Origin of the sequence: Burkholderia sp. Ac-20349, assembly GCF_017104865.1 — a bacterium.
Lineage (GTDB): Bacteria > Pseudomonadota > Gammaproteobacteria > Burkholderiales > Burkholderiaceae > Burkholderia > Burkholderia aenigmatica.
In genome coordinates this window covers 1-22,023 of sequence record NZ_JAAGPM010000024.1, presented here as the reverse complement: position 1 = coordinate 22,023, position 22,023 = coordinate 1, and the positions used below count along the sequence as shown (strand labels likewise).

Genomic DNA, 22,023 nt, shown 5'->3' with positions numbered 1-22,023 from the left:
CGTTCACCGCGATCGAGTCGTTCGAGGGTAGCGACCGACGGGCGGGCCGCGCCGTCCTCACTGACCCGAGCAGCGCAACTCTGCCTCGGGCAGCGGCTTGTCCCGTGCCGGTTCGAAATCGGCTTCGCGCGCGCCGGACGGCGTCAGCGACACGAAATGCATCGCGTCGCCGCGCGCCGGGAAACCGGCGATACCGGTCGTGCCCCACGGAATCGGCGAAGGCTGCGCGCCGCTCGCGGCGATGCCGGCCGGCGACAGTGCGAGCGTGAGGAGCCGCCCGTCGCGGATCGGCACGTACGCACGCGCCCCGGCGACACCGATACTGGATTCGCGCACCGTCGCCGGCAGGCAGTCGAGCGTCGCGGTACGCTGGCCGTTCGGATCGATCAGCATCGCGACGCCGCGGCCGTTCGCGGTCGTCGTGGTGACGATGAAGCGGTCGATCGCCGGCACGTAGGCCGCGGAATAGACGTAATACTGGATGGCGTCGTTCAGCTCGCCCAGCATCTCCAGCTTCGCGGTCACCGGGTCGAACATCGCGTACTCGAGCTTCGCATCGGTACTGTCGTCGATGAACTTCTGCCAGACCAGCAGCGCCTTGTGCGGCGAACCGGCGATCACGGGCCACCATTCGCGGCGGTGCGGCGCGACCTCGACATGATTCAGCACGCGCCCGGCGGCGTCGTAGGTTTTCACGTAGACGCCGTTGCCGGTGCCGAGATTGTCGACGCCGCCGCCGTCGATCCAGTCGGCCGAATAGAACACGACGAAGCGGTCGGCCGCCGTCGCGACATGCCCCGAGTGGCCGCCCGATTCGACGTCGTTCGGATAGGGCTTGATCGGCTTCAGGTCGCGGCGATAGACGCCGTAGCGCTGGCTGACCTCCTGCGGTGCGTTCCAGCCGTCCTCGAACGTGACGAAGATGTCGCCGCGCGCGTTCTGCGCGATCGACACGGGCTCCTGCGCCTCGGGGCGGCTGATGAACGTATGGACGTGCAGCAGGTGCGGCTTGCCGGGCAGCCATTCGCCGACGTACACGTCATGCGGCCAGTTGCCGTTGCGCAGTGCGCCGCGCGGCACGATGCCCGAGCTGCTGAAGAACACCCAGCGCTTGCCGTTGCCGGCGTCGGCCACGCCGATGCCGTGCATGAAGCTGCGCGGATCGACGGCCGGGCGGGATGACGGGGCGTCCGGCACGGTGACCGTATGCACGGCCGGCGTGGCGGCGAAAGTCGGCGGCGGCACCGTGACGATGCCGCATGCGCCGCACAGCGCGGCCGCGACGCACTGCGCGACCGCCTGCGCCGGGCGCGCTCGCCGCTTCATTCGACGGTCACCGATTTCGCGAGGTTGCGCGGCTTGTCGACGTCGGCGCCGCGCGCGCAGCCGACGTGATAAGCGAGCAGTTGCAGCGGGATCACGTTGACGATCGGCGACAGCAGGTCGCCCGATTCGCGCACGCGGATCAGGTGCGTGTCGCGATCGGCGTCGATCCCGAGCTGATCGCCGGCCAGCACGTAGAGCCGCCCGCCGCGCGCGCGCACTTCGGCCATGTTGGATTTCAGCTTCTGGAACAGGCGATCGTCCGGCGCGATCGTGACGACCGGCATCGCGCTCGTGACGAGCGCGAGCGGGCCGTGCTTCAGTTCGCCGGCCGCATAGCCTTCCGCGTGGATGTAGGACACCTCCTTGAGCTTCAGCGCGCCTTCCATCGCGATCGGGAAATGAATCCCGCGCCCGAGGAACAGCGCGTTCTCGGTGCCGGCGAACTTCGCGGCCCAGCCCATGATCTGCGTTTCGAGCGCGAGCGCGTGGCCGATGCGCTCGGACAGCGCACGCAGCTGCTTCAGGTGCAGCGCGACCTGCGCCGCGTCGAGCCGCCCGCGCAGTTGCGCGAGCGTCAGCGTCAGCACGAACAGCGCGACGAGCTGCGTCGTGAACGCCTTGGTCGACGCGACGCCGAGCTCGATGCCGGCCCGCGTCAGGAACCGCAGCGGCGCGTTGCGCGCGATCGTGCTGGTCGCCACGTTGCAGATCGCCATCGACAGTTGCTGGCCCATGTCGCGCGCCCGCTCGATCGCGCCGATCGTGTCGGCCGTCTCGCCCGATTGCGAAATCCCGACCACCAGCGTGCGCGGATCGGCCACCGTATCGCGGTAGCGGAATTCGCTGGCGATCTCGACCTGCGCGGGCACGCCCGCGATGGCCTCCAGCCAGTATTTCGCGGTCAGGCCCGCGTAGTAGCTGGTGCCGCAGCCGAGCAGCAGCACGCTCCTGACGCGCGACAGCAGCGCGCGCGTGCCGTCGGTCGCGTCGAACAGCGCCGGCGAGATCGTGTCGATGCCGTCGAGCGTGCTGTCGATCGCCTTCGGCTGCTCGAAGATCTCCTTTTGCATGAAGTGCTGGTACGGGCCGAGCGCGGCATCGCCGTCGCGCGCCTTCACCTGGCACAGCGGGCGCTGGGCTTCGTGCCCGCCCGAGTCGACCACGGCGATGCGGTCCGGCGTGATCAGCGCGACGTCGCCGTCTTCCAGATAGACGAAGCGGTCGGTCAGGTCGCCGAGCGCCGCGCAGTCGGACGCGAGGTAGTTCTGTTCGGCGCCGATGCCGATCACGAGCGGCGAACCGGCGCGCGCGGCGACGAGACGCTGCGGCTCGCGCGCGCTCAGCACCGCGATCGCGTACGCGCCATGCAGCCGCTTGACCGCGCGCACGACCGCGTCGAACAGGTCGTCGCGGTAGAGGCTGTGGATCAGGTGCGCGATCACCTCGGTGTCGGTCTGGCCGCGAAACGTGTAGCCGCGCTCCCGCAGCTCCACGCGCAGCGCGTCGTGGTTCTCGATGATGCCGTTGTGCACGACCGCGATCGTGTCGCCGGACATGATCGGATGCGCGTTCATTTCCGACGGCGCGCCGTGCGTCGCCCAGCGCGTATGCGCGATGCAGGTCTGCGCTTCGAGGCCCAGCGTCAGCACGCGGGCCTGCAGGTCGGTCACGCGCCGCAACGTGCGTTCGCTGCGCAGGCGGCCGTCGTCCTGCACGGCGATGCCGCACGAGTCGTAGCCGCGATACTCGAGCCGGCTCAGCGCATTGACCAGTTGCGGCACCTGATTGTTCAGGCCGCTTGCTCCGACGATTCCGCACATGATTCACCTCATCCACAAAAGGTTGCCGGCCTGCCGGCAATGCGCGGCAGCACGGTGTCAGGAACGGCGCCGCACGGCACCGGGTGGGTGCCGTGCGTGGCGGCGCGGCTCCGCTGATCTACTCGCGGGGCGGCGGCCCGGCGTGGGCGACCCATTCGATGCCCGAGATCGAGCCGTTCGCGTCGTGCGATGCGACGAGAATGCGCGTCGTGCGCCGCGCGCCGCGCCGGCGGGCGCTGGCCAGCACGGTCGGCGGCACCGAGCGCACCTTCGCGCTGGCCGAGCGCCGCAGCATCTTCGACACGCGCAGCCGGTAGGCCAGCGGATGCACGACGCGTCCGGCGATCAGCCACATGACGATGGTGCCCGCGATGAGCGCGATGCTGGTCGCGTAGAACACCATCTGTTCGATCGGCATCTCGGCCGGGTTGAACGGCAGCAGGTAGCGGTACGTGTAGATGCAGATCGATGCCCAGACGGCACCCACCAGCGCCGGCCGCAAGAGCCGGAACCAGACGACCAGCACGGAGCCGACGATGCGGCCGCGTTCGGCGATCATTTCGCGCGGTGCGCGCAGGGAGAGGTCAATAATCGGCGCGTTCTTCATGTTGAATGCCTCGGTCGGGGCTGACCCATACGGCCCGCTTGCCGCGGCCCCGCAGCACGATGGCAGGCAGGGCGACGACGGTGGTGATCATGCTGATCAGCCAGAAGGCGACGGGATACCAGACGGTGTCCAGGAAATACATCAGGAGTTTTTCGTCGTAACGACGATCGATCATGCTGCCGATGATCAATTGCAGGATGCAGGTGGCGACCAGCAGCATCCCGTGCCAGTGCGGCACGACGGATACGTGCCAGCTTTGCGGCAGCGGGTACACGACATCGATCAGCGCGAGCAGCAGGATGAACGACATCGAGTACGCCCACGCGATGCCGATCAGGTACTCGGCGAACAGCGGCCACATCATCATCTGCGTCGGCCGCGCAAGCGTGCCCGCGTACTTCATCAGTACCTGGATGCCGCCCTTCGACCAGCGCAGCCGCTGCCGGTACAGGCCCTTCAGCGTCTCGGGCATCAGGATCCAGCTCAGCGCGTGCGGCTCGTACACGACGCGCCAGTCGCGGCACTGCAGCTTCCAGCTGATGTCGATGTCCTCGGTCAGCATGTCCGAGCTCCAGTAGCCGACGTCGGCGAGCGCGGTCTTGCGGAACATCGTGATCACGCCGGATACCGTGAAGATGCGGCCGTACACCTGCTGCGTGCGCTTGATCAGCCCGACGATCGACGAGAATTCGCCGACCTGCATGCGGCCGAGCAGTGACGTGCGCGTGCGGATGCGCGGATTGCCGGTCACGGCACCGACACCCGGATCGGTCAGGAAATGCTCGAGCATCCAGCCGATCGCATCGTGCGCGAGCAGCGCGTCGCCGTCGATGCACAGCAGGTATTCCGCGTTCGACACGGCGGCCGCGGTCGTGAGCCCGACCGCCTTGCCTTCGTTGCGCGCGTGATGGATCACGAGCAGCCGCGGGATCTCGACGGCCAGCTCGTTGAGGATCTCGCCGGTGCGATCCTGGCTGCCGTCGTTGACCGCGATGATGTCGTAGTTCGGATACTGCATCCCGTTCAGGTGGCCGATCACGCTGCGCGCGTTCGCGGCTTCGTTGAAGCAGGGCACGACGATCGAGATCTTCGGGATCCCGCTCGACGCGATCGTCCGCGTGGACAGCTCGCGGCCTTCCTCGAGCAGGAAGTAGTGCACGACGCCGCCGATCATCCACAGGTACGACATGAAGAACGGGTAGTAGAAGACGAAATCCTGCAGGCGCTGGATGATGCTGTGGGTGGTCATGGCGTCTTCGTCCCCTGCGGTTTCTGCATCTGCATCAATGCGTTGATCGACGTCGGGTCGAGGCGCGACTTCAGCGACATCACGTCGCGCATCGCATCGAGTTCCGGCAGGCCGTTCAGGAAGTTGTCCGGGTAGTAGCCGAAATTCACCGCGCCCTCGCTGCGCAGCCGCCGCATCTGCGTGAGCAGCGTGCTGGCGGGGACCTCCTTGCGCGCGTGCCAGTCGTACGACTGCAGCTCGAACACGGTGCGCCGCAGCCCGAGCTTCTTCGCACGGACGGCCTTCACGAGCTGGTCCAGCCAGCCGTCGGGATCCTTCGCCTGCTCCATGTACGGCATCGCCATCAGCGCGACGTAGTCGTAAGTGGCGAGGAAATCGTCGTAGTTCTGCGCGTACCACGCCTCCGATTCGGGCTTGAGCACCGGCAGCGCGAAGATGTTGCGCGCGGTCAGCACGTCGCCCACGTTCTGGTGGGCCAGCACGATCTGTTCGAGCTGGCGGGTCAGGTCGATCAGGTAGCGCGACTTCTGCCGGGTCCAGCGCTTCAGCAGGTCGGGGTTCTCGCGGATCTTGCCGACGTCGGCCGGCAGCCCCCACTGCGAATAGGTGCGCAGCGCATGCCGGCCCGCATCCTCGTAATCGTCGAGCACGGCGTCGTCGCTGAACAGGATGCCGCTGAACGACGCGTGCTTGCTGAGATCCTCGTAGACCTGCTGGATCATCAGCCGCGCATCCGGATCGAACGGGCTCAGCCGGAACGTGCGCGTGCCGTTCTCGCGGGCCGGTGCGCCGCCGTAGGCACTCACGGCTTCGAGCCCGCGCAGCTTGTCGGCCGGCGGCCGGAACGCGAGCACCGGCATCCAGGCGTACACCTGCACGTTTGAGCGCGTGTTGAGCTGCCACGCGGCGCGCGAGAACAGGTCGGCGCGCATCGGCAGGTGCCGGTTCGGGAAATACACGGCTTCGGCCACGCCCGTGCCTTTCGGGTCCGCAAACGCCTGCAGGTACACCGATTTCGGCTGCATCCGGTAGATGCGCTCGATCAGCTTGCCGAGATTCGCTTCCTGCCGCGCGGGATCCGGATCGTAGACCTGGTCCAGGTCGACCTGCACGGTGCGCTCGGGCACGTCGACGTCGCCGCGGTTCGACGCCGGCTCGCGCATCGAGCGCTCGAACCCGCCGATGTCGACGTCGTACATCATCAGGATCCGCCGCAGCCGGTCCAGCGGCACGTCCGGCGTATTCGGGCCGGAATCGAGGCTGAACTGGATGTCCATGCCGAGCGACGTCGATATCTGGCGCACCGGCTGGTTTTCCGCGCCGTATGGCCACACCATCGAGCGTGCGACGATGCCGGTGTGTTCGTGGATCTGCCGCACGCATGTCTGCAGGTCGTTGTGCACGCGCGCTTCGAATTCGGCGTCGGTTTCATAGCGCTTCTCGTCTTGCAGGTAGAGGTGCGACGTGGTCGCCGGCAATTCGTTGCCTTGCGGATTCGCGATCGCGCCGTGATGGAGGTTGTGCGTGTGGCAGCCGAGTTCGACGAACGGCGACTGGCCGAGACGCTTCACCTCGTCCCACGACATGAAGTAGTCGCGCGGCACCTGGACCTTGTCGCTGAGGCGGATCGGCGTATCCGGCGGGGTATCGATCCACGCGGTGACGATGCCCATCACGGCCGGATACTTGAACCGCTCGAGCAGCGGCAGCACCTTCGTGTAGTGGCTGCGAAAGCCGTCGTCGAACGTGATGAGCACCGCGCGCGGCGGCAGCGGCTTGCCGCCGTGCCGCGACTCCTCGATCTGCTTGACCGTGATGGTGTGGTAGTTGTTGGTCTGCAGCCACGAGAAGATTGCGGTCAGCGTGCCGGTATCGACTGCGAACGGATCGATCAACGCCGACGTCGACGGCGACGAAAACGACGCCATCAGGTTGTCGCGCACGTCATGCATGCAGATCACGCGAAACGTCTTGCCGTCGGCCGGGTCGGAAGGCGGCAGCAGGTCGATCATCTTGGCGTTGGTCACGCCAGGAAACAGCGAACAGGCGGCAAACGTGCCGAGGCATCCGCACATGAAGGTCCGTCTGGATTGCATTACCCGATCTCCTTGCTAGAACGGCAGGTTGACCGACATGAAGCCGGTTTCGGAGCGTTCGCGCTCGCCGTCGTACGCGTGGCTGCTGACCTCGACGCCATAGCTCAGCGTGATGTCGTGCTTGAACGTCCACGCGTGCTCGAGGCGCGCGCTCCACAGAGGGCTGGTGCCGAAGCCGCGCTCGTTGTACACGCCGCCGGACACCGAGACACGCTGCTGCAGCCCCATGTCGCCCTTCTTCCACAGGGTCAGCTGGTGCATGACGGTCGCCGCGGCCGCATAGTCGCGGCCCGGGTTGAAGTAGGGCGCGTTCTGGCGCGTGTTGCTGTCGGTGCCGAGATCCAGCGAGACGTTGACCTGCTGGTTGGCGGTCGTGTACACGCGCTGCGTGGCGGTCGCCGAAATTTCCTGGTGCAGGTTCGTGTCGCTGTAGCGGCTCACGCCGTAGCTCAGCTTGACCTCGCGCCGGTCGTTCTGGCGATACACCACCGAGACGTTCGCCGTGCGGCCCCAGATGTGCGCGGCATACGCTTTCCACGGCAGCGCGTTGTCGTTGGTGTCGAGCGAGCCGCTGACGGTCCAGTAGTCGTTCAGCGCGTACGCGATCGACCCGCGGCCACCGGTTCGGCCGTCCGAGCCGAGCGAGCGCGTGACTTCGCCCTGGACCGTGAGCGGCCCGTGACGGTAGTCGCCGCCGACGCCCGTACGCGTGCGGCTGAGGTTGCCGGCGTCGGTCTGCGCATAGCCGAAGAACGTGTGCGAGAAGACGCGCCAGTTGTCGCCGAACGGTTGCGAATACACATAGCTGTCCGACGTGAAGCTGTTGTCGGCCAGTGCGCTGTTGCCGTGCTCGTAGCTCAGGTCGGTCGTGAACACGGGGCTGCGGTATGCGTTGTAGTCGCGCTTGAAGCTGCGCACGGCACCGCTGTCCGGGAACGTGTTGTCCAGGGTCTGGTCGACGTTCTTCGCGGTCGCGTAGTCGTCCGCCGCGAGCGATGCGCGGCCGAGGCCCGCGAGCATTTCGACGCTGTCCGGGTGGTCGGTCAGCGACGCGTGATACATCGCGATCGCCTGGCGGGGATGCGACTGGCCGGACACCGCGTCGGCGTGCGCGGCACGGATCTCCGCGTTGAACGGCACCTGCTTCTCGAGCGCCTCGAGCGCGGCGATCCCCTGATCGACGTGACCCGTGAAGATCAGGTATTGCGCGCGCAGCCGGTAGTAGCGCAGATAGTCGCTTTCCCCTGGGCCGACGGTTTGCACCTCCTTGGCCGGCGGCAGCGATGCGCCCATGTCATCGAGCACCTGTTTCGCGTCCGCCGCGCGGCCCTGGTCGACGTACGACCAGAACAGCCCTTCGCGAAGTTCGATCGGGCGCGTGCGTGCGCCGTACTGGAAGCCTCGGGTCGCGCGGTCCGTCGGCGATGCGGTTGCCTGCTTCAGCGCGCGCTGGTACACGGCGTTGGCCTTGCCCGGCTCGCTCAGGTACAGGTAGGCATCGCCGACGGCCGACAGCGCGTCGATCGAGATCTCCGCGTTGGACGGAATGGTCTCGAACGTCGAGACGGCCTGCTTCATGTCGCCGCGCGCGGCGTAGGCGACCGTGCGGTCGCCCGCGAGCGCCGTCCGGACCGGCGTGTACTCGGGCGTGGCCGGCATCCGCTTGTCGAGGTCGTCCGCCGCGCGCAGCGCGTTGTCGATCCCGTCGAAGCGGTCGGAACTCGTCATCGAGCGCGACTTGTCGCGTCCGCCGCGCACCTGCTGGCGAATCGCCAGTTCTTCGAGTTGCGCGATATCGACGGCGGAGAACGCGTCGGGCCGTGCCTTGGCTTCGTCGAGCGCCTTGATCGCGCCGCCGCTCGCCGCGAGGCCGAACACGTCGTTGCGTACGGTCGCGACGTCGGCGGTGCTCAGATTAGGTGCCTGGGCATTCGGGGTCTCGACGTCGGGCCCTTGCGATCGTTGTGTCCCTTCGTCGGGTAGCTGGGCGCCGGGCGTCTGCGCGTTCGGCGCCGGGGGCGACGGCGGCGGCGCGCCAGGCATCTGGGGAACGGGCGCAGGCGAGTTCGGCATCGGGGTGCCGGAGGCCTGCGCGGTTTGCGTCGGCGTATTCGACGGTACGGCGGGCGCAGGTTGTGCGACTGTCGGCGGGGCGTCCGGCGTGGGCGCGATCGGTGCTGGCGAAGGGGATGCCGGCGTGTCGGACGTCGTCGCGGCAGGAAGCGTCGGCGCATCGGGCGGCCGGGCGGTCGTGGCCTGTGCTAGCAGCATCGGCGTGTCCGGTGTCTGCGCGACCGGTGCCGGCGTATTCGGCGTCGTCGGCGTATCCGGCGTTCGCGCGACCGGCACCGGGTCGCTCGATTTCGGCGCCTCCGGTTCGACCACGACCGTGGTCGGCTGCTGCGGGTTCGATGCCTGCGCGATCTGCATCGATGCATCGGAAGCCTGCGCGATCGGCGTCGGCGCATGAGGGGGCGGGGCGCCCGCAGCGTCGGCAATCTGGATCGACACGACCGTGGGCTGCATGGCGCGCGGCGGCGCATCCGGCGCGCCGTGGGTCCCGGCGATTGCGTTGACGCCGCCCGCTTCCGTATCGCCGTCGGCGGAGAAGCAGGGGCCGGACGCGACGAGCAGCAACACCAGCGGCGCATGCAGGAGGATCCGCCGGTTGGACGGAGCGTCGGTGGTGCATTGTTGTTTACGATTGTTGTCCACGAGGTGTCCTCCTTTCGAAACGATCACATCGGTTGCACGCCTGACGACGCGCGTCGGCGCGCATCGCGTGGCCGGGCTGCGAGTGCCCGGCGATGCGGATCCGGCTTACAGCCGGTTGCGGATCGCTTGCCCAAGCAACGCGCGCGATTCGCTGTTCTTCGGGTCGATCGCGAGCACCCGGCTCGCGTTTTGTTCCACACAGTTCCATTCGTCGATCACCGCGCACGAGCGCGCCTTCGCCAGCGCACGTGCACTTTCCAGATCCGAGCGCGTGACGCTTGCCGTCTGCATGCGGGCCGAATCGGGTCCGTACGACTGCGGTTTCGGCGCGAGGTCCATGCGCTTTTTCGTGCCGGCCAGCGTTTCGGTTCGCGGTGCGCGATGCGCGGCGCCGGGCCGTATGGCGGCGCGGCTGTGGGCCGGCGCGGCACGCGAGTTGGCCGCCAGCATCACGGGCGATGCATGCGACGATTGCCGGTGCTTCGCGACGGCGTGGGGCCGTGCCGGTGGCGCCGCTTCCGGCTCGACCGCGAGCGTGACGGGGCGCACCGTCGATACCGCGAGCGCTTCCGACGCGGATGGCTGCGGTGTGACGGGGGGCGTGGCCTGCGCGAGCGCCGGCGCAGGCATGGGGGCGGGGTCGGAGGCGGTCGACGTTCCGGGCGCGCCGGACGCGCTGGTTGCGCGCGCCGTGGCGGCTACGATTGCGTGGCGGGTTTTCCCGACGGCGGTTCTGATCACACCGGAGATGTCGTGCGTCACGCTTGCATGGCTGACTGTCGTGTCCCGTTCGACATAGGCGAAGATGCCGAAGATCGCGGCGAATGCGACGAAGCTGAGCGCCGCGTTCTTTCCGGGCCCCCAGGAGGGTTTCGGCGGGTGGGCGGGCGAACCGTCCGGTCGTTCTCCACGAGTCATGCAAAGCTCCTCGATTCGATACGTTGCGGTGAAAGTCGCGATTCGGGCGGGGTCAGGTGGCGTTCACCATCGCAACTGCGTGGTCAGCGCACCCGTTTCGACGATCGCGAACTGGGTCGCGCCCTGATAGGTGCCTTCGACCCGGTAGCTCGCATCGGGCACGCTGAACAGGCAGCGCGACCCCGATGCATTGAATTCGACGAGTACGCGACCATGTCGTCGCAGGCGCACCTGGACGTTGGCGAGCGGCTGCCCTGTCTTGGCGGAAGCAAACGACACGCCCAGGTTGTACGGCCGTCCGTCGGGGGGCAGCGGTGCCGTACCGTCGATCCGCGCATCGCCGCAGATATACGAAATGACGTAGCGGCCCGCACCCGGGTCGGATGCCGGGGCAGGGGCGGGGGCGGGTGGCTGGGACGCGAGCGTCTGGGCCATCGCATTCATGCAGAGCGCGGAGATGAATGCGCTCAGGTAAGGGCGAGCATGCTGTCGAAACGAGGAAGACATTGCAACCTCCCGTCCGGAATCAATGACGAGCATTTATTCCGAGTCAGATTTGCCAGCGTTCTTTTTGCGACACGCTATTGATACACGATGGTTTTTGAACCAACAACCGCGTGTGGCCGGAATGGCACGTCGGTGAAATATCCTATTTAAATAGGATAACGACGGATTCGTATGATTCTCTTGACGCAGAAGAAAGTCGTTATTGCCGAATATGATTATTGCTATTCGGTAGCGATGATCCAGCACGGATTGAATCATGTCGGAGGTATCGACATTCGTGCCGAAAAATAACGACTGACAAAAGGAATTTTTGCGGCTGTGTTTCAGGAGAATTGATATCGTCCCGGATACAGGTCACACGATGTGAAATGAGGGGGCGGAGTTTTTGGTATTTTAGATTGTTACAGGTAAATCGAAACTTTTAATTTGTTCTGTAACAGGGTATTTCTGTCCTGATAATCAGACGGAAAATGCCGGGACACTGTCGCGGGCGTAAAGAATTCATCTCGGTAGTGCAAACGTTTGCGATTCGTCTGATATCGATTCCGGGTCTGGCGCGGTAATTTTTCAGGCGATAGCGGGATCGCGGTTTGCTACCGGAGAGCGGGGCGCGTTCGCTGAGAGACGACGCGACGTCGATGCATGCGCATTCGGATCACTGCAAATCGTACCCGCATTCGCGTCGCCGACGGGCGCGACGCGAACGCGAAGATCAGCGGCTGCCGCCCGCGCTGCGCCGCGCGATGCGCATCGCCGGCGCGGCCGCTGATTCGGTCGCGCCGACTGCACCGTCGACCGCCGCGCGCGGCCGGTTCATGATGTAGGTCCACAGTTGCTCGGCCGCGAGCCCGCGCTTGCGCGCCGACCGGTACAGGCGGATTTCGAGCTCGGTGATCCAGTCGCCGGCCCCCGCGCACACGAGCGTGCCTTCCGCGAGTTCCTTCGCGACGCAGCTTTCCGGCAGCCAGCCGATCCCGTGCCCGGCCACGACCATGCCCTTCAACGCCTCGGACATGTGCGTCTCGAAGCACCGGTGCAGCACGTACGGCTCGGTGGCATTCAGCAGCAGCATCTCGACGATGTTGCCGAGAAACGCGCCCGACGAATACGCGAGCAGCGGCAGCGGCGCATCGGCGGTGCCCGGCAACTGGAACACGGGTTTGCCGCGCGCGTCGGGCGTCGACACGGGCAGGATCCGTTCGACGCCGAGGCTGACGAACGGGAAGTGGTTCGGGTCGAGCACGATCGGCAACTGCGGATGGTGATAGCCGAGCAGCAGGTCGCATTCACCTTCGACGAGTTGCTGCACGCCTTCCGGCACGTTCACCGCGTTGACGCGCGCGGTCACGTGGCCGACCTCGCCGTTGAGCTGCTTGAGCCATTCGGGAAACAGCGTGAAGACGAGCGTATGGGCAACCGCGAAACGCACGACCTGATCGCTGGCCGCGAACTGGTCGTAGCCGTTCACGAGATTGCGCGCCGCATACATGCTGCGCAGGATGTCCGCGGCGAGCCCGCGGAACATCTGGCCGGCCGGCGTCAGCGTGATCGGGTTGATGCTCCGGTCGACCAGCTTCGCGTCCATCCAGGTTTCGAGTGCGGCAATTCGTCTGCTGAATGCCGATTGCGTGAGGTGCCGGTTACGCGCGGCCCGGGAAAAGCTCTTGGTATCCGCAAGGCTCAGGAAATCTTCCAGCCACTTTGCTTCCATTTCGATCTTCGCTTTTTATAGTCGGGCGCCTGAAGGGCGGCGCCGCTTCGCTGCACGAACGTTCTAGCGTACCGCGCCTCGCATGCGGCGACCCGATGTTTTTTTTCGATGGGTGTCAGTCGAAATATGCATGGGCGTTGTCGGCGGGATTACGGCTGCATAGCGTTGAGGTGCCGGACCCGGCTAACCGGACAGTTCATCGCGTCGAACTGCCGGTGCGGCCGCAGACGGTACTTCCCCCCAGGGCCGGTTGCGCCGTGCGCGTACCGGCCCGCCTTCCCATCCTTTCGTTGCGGCGCGTTTCCGCGCCCGGGCGGGCCGTTTTTTGTGCAGTGCAGATTGCACATTCGTGACACGCGGGGGAACTATGTTCGAAAGTCGCAGCGCAGCATGGGGCACGCGCGCCTGCGACGCACCGTCGTCGCCCGTCGTGTCGGGCGCTGCACCGCCGTGGTGCGTCATGCCGCGCAGGCGTGCCTGGCGCGGCGCAAAAAGGGGGGATTATCGAGGGGATCGCGCAAGGCACGTTCCTTGCGACGCAGTCGTTACGCCGGTCCGGCATGCGCAATGCCGGGGAAAACGATCGATGGAGAAAAGATCGATGAAGCCATTCGATGAAATGCTGCAATCCGGCGACATGGTAAGGGCGCCCTACGCGCGCCTGAAGCAGTGGCTCGACACGCAGAATCCCGCGAGCCTCGCCCAGAAAGCCCACGACGCGGAAGGCGTGTTCCGCAAGACGGGCATCACGTTCGCCGTCTACGGCGACGCGGAGGCCGCCGAGCGGCTGATTCCGTTCGACATCGTCCCGCGCATCATCTCGGGCGCTGAATGGAGCCGGCTGTCGCTCGGCATCGAGCAGCGCGTGATGGCGCTCAATGCGTTCCTCGACGACATCTACCATCGCCAGGAAATCGTGCGCGCGGGCATCGTGCCGAAGCACCTGATTGCGCACAACGAAGCATTCATTCCGGAGATGATCGACTTCCGGCCGCCCGGAAACGTTTACACGCACATCATCGGCGTGGACATCGTGCGCACCGGCGAGAACGAGTTCTACGTGCTGGAAGACAACGCGCGCACCCCGTCCGGCGTGTCGTACATGCTGGAAAACCGCGAGACGATGATGCAGCTCTTCCCGGAGCTGTTCCAGCAGGTGAAGGTGCGCCCGGTCGAAACTTATCCGCAGATGCTGCGCCAGTCGCTCGCGGCCGTGTGCCCGCCGGGCGGCAATGCCGACAACCCGACCGTCGCCGTGCTCACGCCCGGCATCCACAATTCCGCGTACTACGAACATTCGTTCCTCGCCGACCAGATGGGCGTGCATCTCGTCGAGGGCAGCGACCTGCAGGTGATCGACGGCCGCGTCGCGATGCGCACGACCGAGGGCTTCCGCCCGATCGACGTGCTGTACCGCCGCGTCGACGACGCGTTCCTCGATCCGCTCACGTTCCGTCCCGATTCGGTGCTCGGCGTCGCGGGGATCATGGACGTCTACCGCGCGGGCAACATCACGATCGCGAACGCGCCCGGCACCGGCATCGCCGACGACAAGGCGATCTACTCGTACATGCCGGAGATCGTCGAGTTCTACACGGGCCGCAAGGCGCTGCTGGAGAACGTGCCGACCTGGCGCTGCGGCGAGACCGACAGCCTGAAGTACGTGCTCGACCATCTCGACGAACTGGTCGTGAAGGAAGTGCACGGCTCGGGCGGCTACGGGATGCTGGTCGGGCCATGCGCGTCGAAGGCCGAGCTCGAAGCCTTTGCCGCGAAGCTGCGCGCGCGCCCCGCGAACTACATCGCGCAGCCGACGCTCGCGCTGTCCACGACGCCGATCCTGACCGAAGCCGGCCTCGCGCCGCGCCACGTCGACCTGCGGCCGTTCGTGCTGGTGTCGGACCGGATCCGCATCACGCCGGGCGGGCTCACGCGCGTCGCGCTGAAGGAGGGATCGCTCGTCGTCAACTCGAGCCAGGGCGGCGGCACCAAGGACACCTGGGTGCTGGCCGACTGAGCCGGACGCGACCGCGCGCGCCGGAACCGGCGCGCCAACCGAACGAAGACGGAGTGGACACGAGATGCTTCTGGGACGTACTGCAAGCGGTCTCTACTGGATGTACCGCTATATCGAGCGCGCGGAGAACATCGCGCGCATCGTCGATGCCGGGCTGCGGATGGCGCTCACGCGCACGTCCGACGCGCCGGCCGAATGGTCGTCGGTGCTTGTCAGCTCGGGCACGGACGACGGCTACCGGCAGAAATACGATGCGTATGCGGCCGATACCGTGACCGACTACCTGCTGCGCGACCGCGACAACCCGTCGAGCGTGCTGTCGTGCATCGAGGCCGCGCGCTCGAATGCGCGGATGGTGCGCACGGCGCTCACGCGCGAGGCGTGGGAGAGCGTGAACGGCGCGTGGCTCGCGCTGCGCCGCGCACTCGCGCAGCCGGTGCCGGAGAGCGAGCTGCCGGCCGTGCTCGACCAGGTGAAGCGCGAAACCGCGCTGATCCTCGGCAGTTTCTACAGCACGATGCTGCGCAACGAGATCTTCGATTTTGCGCAGATCGGCGCGTTCGTCGAGCGCGCGGACAACACCGCACGGATCATCGACGTCAAATACCACCTGCTGCTGCCGTCGGTGTCGCACGTCGGCACGATCCTCGACAACTACCAGTGGGAGACCATCCTGCGCTGCGTCGCCGCGCACCGTTCGTACCGCTGGGTGTACGACGTGCAGTACAAGCCGATGAACATCGCCGACTACCTGATCCTGAACGGCCGCATGCCGCGCTCGCTGCGCTATTGCTACGGGCGTGTCGTGTCGAGCCTGAACCTGCTCGCGAAGGATTACGGCGTGACACATCCGTGTCACGACACGGCCGCGAAGATCCTGCAGATGCTGTCCGACACCTCGGTCGAGCGGATCTTCAAGAGCGGCCTGCACGAGTTCCTGACCGACTTCATCGGCCGCAACAACAGCCTCGGGCTCGAAATCGCCCAGGCCTACAACTTCGACTGAGACTTGCCATGCGACTCGCCATCCGACACATCTCGCGTTATCAGTTCGACGATCAAGCCACCCACGCCCTGCAACGGCTGCGGCTGCGTCCGCAGTCGGGCCCCGGGCAGACGGTGCGCGCGTGGCAGGTCACGATCGACGGCGTCGAGCCGACGCTGTCCTATGCCGACGGGCTCGGCAACCGGATCGACCTCGTGCGGCACGACCGCGGCGCGAAGGCCGAGATCGTCGTCATCGCGGCCGGCGTCGTCGAGACGCAGGACCGCGCGGGCATACTCGGTCATCCTGAAGGCTATGCGCCGCCGTGGATCTTCGAGCGCGAGACCGCGCTCACGAAGGCGGGCGACACCGTTCGCGCACTCGCGCAAGCGCTGCCGATCGAGCCGCACAGCCTCGATGCACTGCACTGGCTGATGACGGAAGTGCACGACCGCATCGCGTATGCGCCGAACCTGGCCGCCGAAGCGCCCGTCGATGCGGAAACCGCGCTGCAAAGCGGCGAGGGCACGAGCCGCGATCATGCGCATGCGTTCATCGCAGCCGCGCGCGTGCTGAAGATTCCCGCGCGCTATATCTCGGGCTACGTGCTGGCGGACAGCGCGATGCAGCGCATCGCCGACGCGAAGCAGAACGCGGGCGACAACGAGGAGGAAGAAGCGCTCGCGCTGCAGAGCGGCGAGGGCATGCAGCAGGTGCTCGGCGCGTCGCATGCCGCGCAATCGCAGTCGCAGGGGATGCCGCAGCCGGCGCACGGTGCGCAGCCGCAAGCGGCCGGGCTGATGCAGCAGCCGGCCGGCCATGCGTGGGCCGAGGCCTATGTCGAAGGGCTCGGCTGGGTCGGGTTCGATCCGTTCATGAATCGCTGCCCGGACGAGCGCTACGTGCGCATCGCGGTCGGCCTCGACTATCGCGACGCGCAGCCGGTGACGGGGCTCGGCGCGACGGCCGTCGGCGTCGAGATCAGCGTCGTGCAGACGCCGGAACTCGTCTGATCCGACGCACGCTTTCGCCGAATCCGCCAGGCCGGGCCACCGCGTCGCATCGAGCGCGACGCGGCGCGCGGCGGGCCCAACCCGAACCGAGCTCCCATGTCCATCCACGTCGCGCTGCATCACACCACCCGCTATCGCTACGACCGGCTCGTCAACCTCGGCCCGCAGGTCGTGCGGCTGCGGCCCGCGCCGCACTGCCGGACGCCGATCCTCGCGTATTCGATGACGGTCGAGCCCGCGCAGCACTTCATCAACTGGCAGCAGGACCCGTTCTCGAACTATCTCGCGCGGCTCGTGTTTCCGGAGCGCACCGAGCACTTCGAGATCACGATCGATCTCGTCGCCGAGATGTCGGTGTACAACCCGTTCGACTTCTTTCTCGAAGCGAGCGCGGAGCAATACCCGTTCAGCTATGACGACGCGTTGAAGATCGAGCTCGCGCCGTATCTCGTGTGCGACCCGCAGACGAGCGCGTCGCAACTGTTCCGCACGTATCTCGACGGTGTCGACCTCACGCCGGCCGGCACCGTGAATTTCCTCGTTGCGCTGAACCAGCAACTGCAGCGCGACATCGGCTATCTCGTGCGGATGGAGCCGGGCGTGCAGACGCCCGAGCAGACGCTAGAACTCGCCTCCGGCTCGTGCCGCGACAGCGCATGGTTGCTCGTGCAGCTGTGCCGCCATCTCGGCATCGCCGCGCGTTTCGTGTCGGGCTACCTGATCCAGCTCACACCCGACGTGAAGTCGCTCGACGGCCCGAGCGGCACGTCGGTCGACTTCACCGACCTGCACGCGTGGTGCGAGGTCTATCTGCCGGGCGCCGGCTGGATCGGCTTCGACCCGACCTCGGGCCTGCTCGCCGGCGAGGGCCACATTCCGCTGGCCTGCACGCCGCAGCCGACCAGCGCGGCGCCGGTCGAGGGGTTGATCGACGAGTGCGAGGTGTCGTTCGAGCACGAGATGAGCGTGACGCGCGTGTACGAATCGCCGCGCGTGACGAAGCCGTATACGGACGCGCAATGGGACGCCGTGCTGGCGCTCGGCACGCAGGTCGACGGCGCGCTGGCGGCCGGTGACGTGCGGCTCACGCAGGGCGGCGAGCCGACCTTCGTGTCGATCGACGATCGCGACGGCGCCGAGTGGAACACCGACGCGCTCGGCCCGACCAAGCGCGGCTACGCAACCGAGCTCGTGCAGCGGCTGCGCGCCGAATACGGCGACGGCGGCTTCCTGCATTTCGGGCAGGGCAAGTGGTATCCGGGCGAGCAACTGCCGCGCTGGGCGCTGTCGATCTTCTGGCGGGCCGATGGCCAGCCGGTGTGGCACGATCCGTCGCTGTTCGCCGACGAGCGCGAGCCGTCCGCTTATACGACCGGCGACGCGAAGCGCTTCATCGACGCGCTGGCCGCGCGGCTGAACCTGACCGGCGAATTCATCCGGCCCGGCTACGAGGACGTCTGGTACTACCTGTGGCGCGAGCGCCGGCTGCCGGTCAACGTCGACCCGTTCGACTCGCGTCTCGACGACGAGCTCGAACGCGCGCGGCTGCGCAAGGTGTTCGAGCAGCAGCTCGACAGCGTGGTCGGCTATGTGCTGCCGGTCAAGCGTGCAGACGATGCGCCGGGCCTCGACGGCCCGCGCTGGCAGACGGGCCCGTGGTTCTTCCGCGACGAGCGGATGTACCTGATGCCCGGCGATTCGCCGATGGGCTATCGGCTGCCGCTCGATTCGCTGCCGTGGGCGAGCCGCGCCGACTACCCGTACCTCGTCGAGCGCGATCCGTTCGCGCCGCGCGACGTGCTGCCCGACGCCACCGCGATCCGCGCGCGCTACGCGGGCCCGGCCGATGCGCCGCGCTACCTGTCCGGCGTGCATCGCGAGGCGGCCGCGCAGACCGTGATGCAGTGGCGCGACGACGGCACGGCCGGAAAAGGGCGGCCGGCCGCGCGCGACCCGAGTCGCCTCCCCGAGCGTTTCGAATCGGCGGCGTGGATCACGCGCACCGCGCTGTGCGTCGAAGTGCGCAACGGCATCCTGTACCTGTTCATGCCGCCGCTTGCCGCGCTCGAGGATTATCTCGACCTGCTCGGCGCGATCGAGCTGACCGCGCACGCGCTCGGCGTGAAGCTCGTGCTCGAAGGCTATCCGCCGCCGCGCGACGCGCGGCTGAAGCTGTTGCAGGTGACGCCCGATCCCGGCGTGATCGAGGTGAACATCCATCCGGCCGCGAATTTCGACGAGCTGGTCGATCACACCGAATTCCTGTACGACGCCGCGTGGCAGTCGCGGCTGTGCAGCGAGAAGTTCATGGTCGACGGCCGTCACGTCGGCACGGGCGGCGGCAATCACTTCGTGCTCGGCGGCGCGACGCCGGCCGACAGCCCGTTCCTGCGCCGCCCGGATCTCCTGGCGAGCCTGATCGCGTACTGGCACAACCATCCGTCGCTGTCGTACCTGTTCTCGGGGCTCTTCATCGGGCCGACGAGCCAGGCGCCGCGCGTCGACGAGGCGCGCAACGACCAGCTCTACGAGCTCGACATCGCGTTCGCGGAGATCCAGCGCAACAAGCTGCTGTTCGGGCAGGACATGCCGCCGTGGCTCGTCGACCGCGTGCTGCGCAACCTGCTGATCGACGTGACCGGCAACACGCACCGCAGCGAATTCTGTATCGACAAGCTGTATTCGCCCGATTCGTCGACCGGCCGGCTCGGCCTGCTGGAACTGCGCGCGTTCGAGATGCCGCCGCATGCGCGGATGAGCATCGTGCAGCAACTGCTGCTGCGCGCGCTGGTCGCGCGTTTCTGGGCCGCGCCGTACACGACGCCGCTCACGCGCTGGGGTACCGCGCTGCATGACCGTTTCATGCTGCCCGCGTTTCTTCAGATGGATTTCGACGACGTGCTGGCCGAACTGCGCGACGCCGGCTTCGCGTTCGATCCGGCATGGTTCGCGCCGCACTTCGAATTCCGCTTCCCGCTGTTCGGCCAGATCGCGGTGAACGGCATGCAGCTGTCGCTGCGCGGCGCGCTGGAACCGTGGCACGTGATGGGCGAGGAGGGTGCGCCCGGCGGCAACGTGCGCTACGTCGATTCGTCGGTCGAACGGCTCGAAGTGCGCGTGACGGGGCTGAACGACAACCGGCACGTCGTGACGGTCAACGGCCGCGCACTGCCGCTGCAGCCGACCGGCACCGTCGGCGAATACGTCGCGGGCGTGCGCTACAAGGCGTGGTCGCCGCCGTCCGCGCTGCATCCGACCCTCGGCGTGCACGCGCCGCTCACGTTCGACATCGTCGATACGTGGCTGCAGCGCTCGCTCGGCGGCTGCCGCTATCACGTCGCGCATCCGGGCGGGCGCAACTACGCGACGTTCCCGGTCAATGCCTACGAAGCCGAGAGCCGCCGGCTCGCACGCTTCGTCGAGATGGGGCATACGCCGGGGCGGATGGATGTCGCGGCTGCCGCGCCGAGCCGCGAATTCCCGTTCACGCTCGACCTGCGGCGGCCGTGACCGGACGATGACAGGACGGGCGACCATGCGCGGTTCGCGACACCCGGGTGCGGCGGTCGCTGGCGGCCCCGCCGGAATGCTAGGATGCGGGCAGATTGCGGCCGCGCGCCGCTGCAGCTTGCCGCCGGTGCGGCGGCGCGCATGCGCGGTTGCACCCTGACGACGGAACGACATCGTGCCGCCCATTGACACCGATCATCTCGCCGCCCCCGACGCGATGCCCACGCTTTTCGATACCGGCGCGCAGCCGGACGCCGCCGAACTGGCCGCCGCGCTCGCGGCGCCGGCCGCCGCCGGCCGTTACGACGAGCTGCGCGGCAGCGCGGCCGGCCTGAACGCGCCTGCGCTCGCGCCCGCGTGGCGCAGCTTCTTCACATCGATCGGCAGCGACGGCGTGGCCGATCTCGATCGCCGCGCCGACGCGCTGTACCGGCGCATGCGCGAGAACGGCCTGTTCTATCAACTGCACGAGCAGCGCGCCGGCGACGGCGCGGCCGGCCCGTGGTCGCTCGACCTGCTGCCGCTGATCGTCACGCCCGAGGACTGGGTCGCGATCGAGCGCGGCGTGCTGCAGCGCGTGCGGCTGCTCAACGCGACGCTGGCCGACCTGTACGGCCCGCAGACGATCCTCGCGCGCGGGCTGCTGCCGCCCGCGCTCGTCACCGGGCATCCCGGCTACCTGCGCGCGATGCGCGGCGCGCGCGTGCCGGGCGATACCTGGCTGCACGTCGTCGCGTTCGATCTCGCGCGCGGCCCGGACGGGCAGTGGCGGATCGTCGCGCAGCACACGCAGGGCGCGGCCGGCCTGGGCTACCTGCTCGAAAACCGGCTGATCGTGTCGCGGCTCTTTCCGCGCGGGTTTCGCGGGCTGCGCGTGCAGCGGCTCGCGTCCGCGTACCGCGCGCTGCTGCAGAGCATGCAGGCGCTCAGCCCGGCCCGCAAGAATTCGCGGATCGTGCTGCTCACACCGGGGCCGCACAGCGCGACGTATTTCGAGCACGCGTATCTCGCGCGCTACCTCGGCCTCACGCTCGTCGAAGGCGGCGACCTGACCGCGCGCGACAACCGCGTCTTCCTGAAGACGCTGCGCGGGCTCGAACCCGTGCATGGCATCCTGCGACGCGTCGACGACGCGTGGCTCGATCCGCTCGAACTGCGGCCCGATTCGATGCTCGGCGTGCCGGGTCTGCTGCAGGCCGTGCGCGCGGGCAACGTGCTGCTCGCGAACGCGCCGGGTTCGGGCTTCCTCGAATCGCCGGCGATGCTCGGCTTCATGCCGCGTCTCGCGGAAGGGCTGCTCGGCGAAACGCTGACGCTGCCGGCCGTGCATTCGTGGTGGTGCGGCGAGGCGGCCGCGTGCGACGACGCGCTGCCGCAGCTCGCGCGCGGCATCGTCAAGGCATCCTATCCACCCGACGTCCAGGCCGCGTCGGGCCACGTCGACTACCGTGCGGCGATCGGGGCGCTCAAGCAGTCGCTCGGTTTCTTTCCGCGCCGTACCGAGGACCTCGCCGCGAAGGTCCGCCATGCAGAAGAGAACCTCGTGGTC

14 protein-coding genes are annotated in these 22,023 nt (G+C 67.4%); 5 read left to right on the top strand and 9 right to left on the bottom strand.

The window, feature by feature from the left end:
- Window positions 1–57: 57 nt before the first annotated feature.
- The 9 genes from G3N61_RS11580 to G3N61_RS11540 all read right to left on the bottom strand — a co-directional run bounded on the left by G3N61_RS11580 (window position 58) and on the right by G3N61_RS11540 (window position 12,949).
- Window positions 58–1,326 (bottom strand): hypothetical protein, encoded by a 1,269-nt coding sequence (locus G3N61_RS11580; RefSeq protein ID WP_205822447.1) that lies wholly within the window; start codon window positions 1,324–1,326, stop codon window positions 58–60.
- Window positions 1,323–3,146, bottom strand: a complete 1,824-nt coding sequence (glmS, locus tag G3N61_RS11575) for a glutamine--fructose-6-phosphate transaminase (isomerizing) (protein ID WP_089453229.1) — start codon at window positions 3,144–3,146, stop codon at window positions 1,323–1,325. Before glmS ends, G3N61_RS11580 begins: the two co-directional genes overlap by 4 nt.
- Window positions 3,147–3,264: 118 nt before the next feature.
- The gene (locus tag G3N61_RS11570) at window positions 3,265–3,753 is read right to left on the bottom strand and encodes a Biofilm PGA synthesis auxiliary protein PgaD (protein WP_205822446.1); all 489 of its coding nucleotides are present in this window, start codon (window positions 3,751–3,753) and stop codon (window positions 3,265–3,267) included.
- Window positions 3,731–5,002, bottom strand: coding sequence for a poly-beta-1,6-N-acetyl-D-glucosamine synthase (gene pgaC / locus G3N61_RS11565; protein ID WP_043183271.1), 1,272 nt, complete (start codon window positions 5,000–5,002; stop codon window positions 3,731–3,733). The genes G3N61_RS11570 and pgaC overlap by 23 nt, the downstream gene beginning before the upstream one ends.
- On the bottom strand, window positions 4,999–7,098 hold the full coding sequence (pgaB, locus tag G3N61_RS11560) for a poly-beta-1,6-N-acetyl-D-glucosamine N-deacetylase PgaB (protein ID WP_205822445.1): 2,100 nt from the start codon (window positions 7,096–7,098) through the stop codon (window positions 4,999–5,001). The genes pgaC and pgaB overlap by 4 nt, the downstream gene beginning before the upstream one ends.
- A gap of 15 nt (window positions 7,099–7,113) precedes the next feature.
- On the bottom strand, window positions 7,114–9,813 hold the full coding sequence (gene pgaA / locus G3N61_RS11555) for a poly-beta-1,6 N-acetyl-D-glucosamine export porin PgaA (RefSeq protein ID WP_205822444.1): 2,700 nt from the start codon (window positions 9,811–9,813) through the stop codon (window positions 7,114–7,116).
- A 105-nt stretch (window positions 9,814–9,918) separates the two neighbouring features.
- Window positions 9,919–10,731, bottom strand: coding sequence for a hypothetical protein (locus G3N61_RS11550; RefSeq protein ID WP_205822443.1), 813 nt, complete (start codon window positions 10,729–10,731; stop codon window positions 9,919–9,921).
- Between the two features lie 63 nt (window positions 10,732–10,794).
- Window positions 10,795–11,238 (bottom strand): hypothetical protein, encoded by a 444-nt coding sequence (locus G3N61_RS11545; RefSeq protein WP_205822442.1) that lies wholly within the window; start codon window positions 11,236–11,238, stop codon window positions 10,795–10,797.
- A 712-nt stretch (window positions 11,239–11,950) separates the two neighbouring features.
- Complete coding sequence (locus tag G3N61_RS11540) at window positions 11,951–12,949, bottom strand: LysR substrate-binding domain-containing protein (RefSeq protein ID WP_043183279.1); 999 nt, start codon at window positions 12,947–12,949, stop codon at window positions 11,951–11,953.
- A gap of 601 nt (window positions 12,950–13,550) precedes the next feature.
- Here G3N61_RS11540 and G3N61_RS11535 point away from each other — a divergent pair.
- From G3N61_RS11535 to G3N61_RS11515, 5 genes are all read left to right on the top strand, one after another.
- Window positions 13,551–14,966, top strand: a complete 1,416-nt coding sequence (locus G3N61_RS11535) for a circularly permuted type 2 ATP-grasp protein (RefSeq protein WP_179258821.1) — start codon at window positions 13,551–13,553, stop codon at window positions 14,964–14,966.
- Window positions 14,967–15,030: 64 nt separating this feature from the next.
- The gene (locus G3N61_RS11530) at window positions 15,031–15,972 is read left to right on the top strand and encodes an alpha-E domain-containing protein (RefSeq protein ID WP_043183282.1); all 942 of its coding nucleotides are present in this window, start codon (window positions 15,031–15,033) and stop codon (window positions 15,970–15,972) included.
- A gap of 8 nt (window positions 15,973–15,980) precedes the next feature.
- Window positions 15,981–16,964, top strand: a complete 984-nt coding sequence (locus tag G3N61_RS11525; RefSeq protein WP_089453220.1) for a transglutaminase family protein — start codon at window positions 15,981–15,983, stop codon at window positions 16,962–16,964.
- 96 nt (window positions 16,965–17,060) lie between these two features.
- The gene (locus G3N61_RS11520) at window positions 17,061–20,474 is read left to right on the top strand and encodes a transglutaminase family protein (RefSeq protein WP_205822441.1); all 3,414 of its coding nucleotides are present in this window, start codon (window positions 17,061–17,063) and stop codon (window positions 20,472–20,474) included.
- Window positions 20,475–20,691: 217 nt separating this feature from the next.
- The coding region (locus G3N61_RS11515) for a circularly permuted type 2 ATP-grasp protein (RefSeq protein ID WP_241017700.1) at window positions 20,692–22,023 on the top strand (1,332 nt) is incomplete at its 3' end.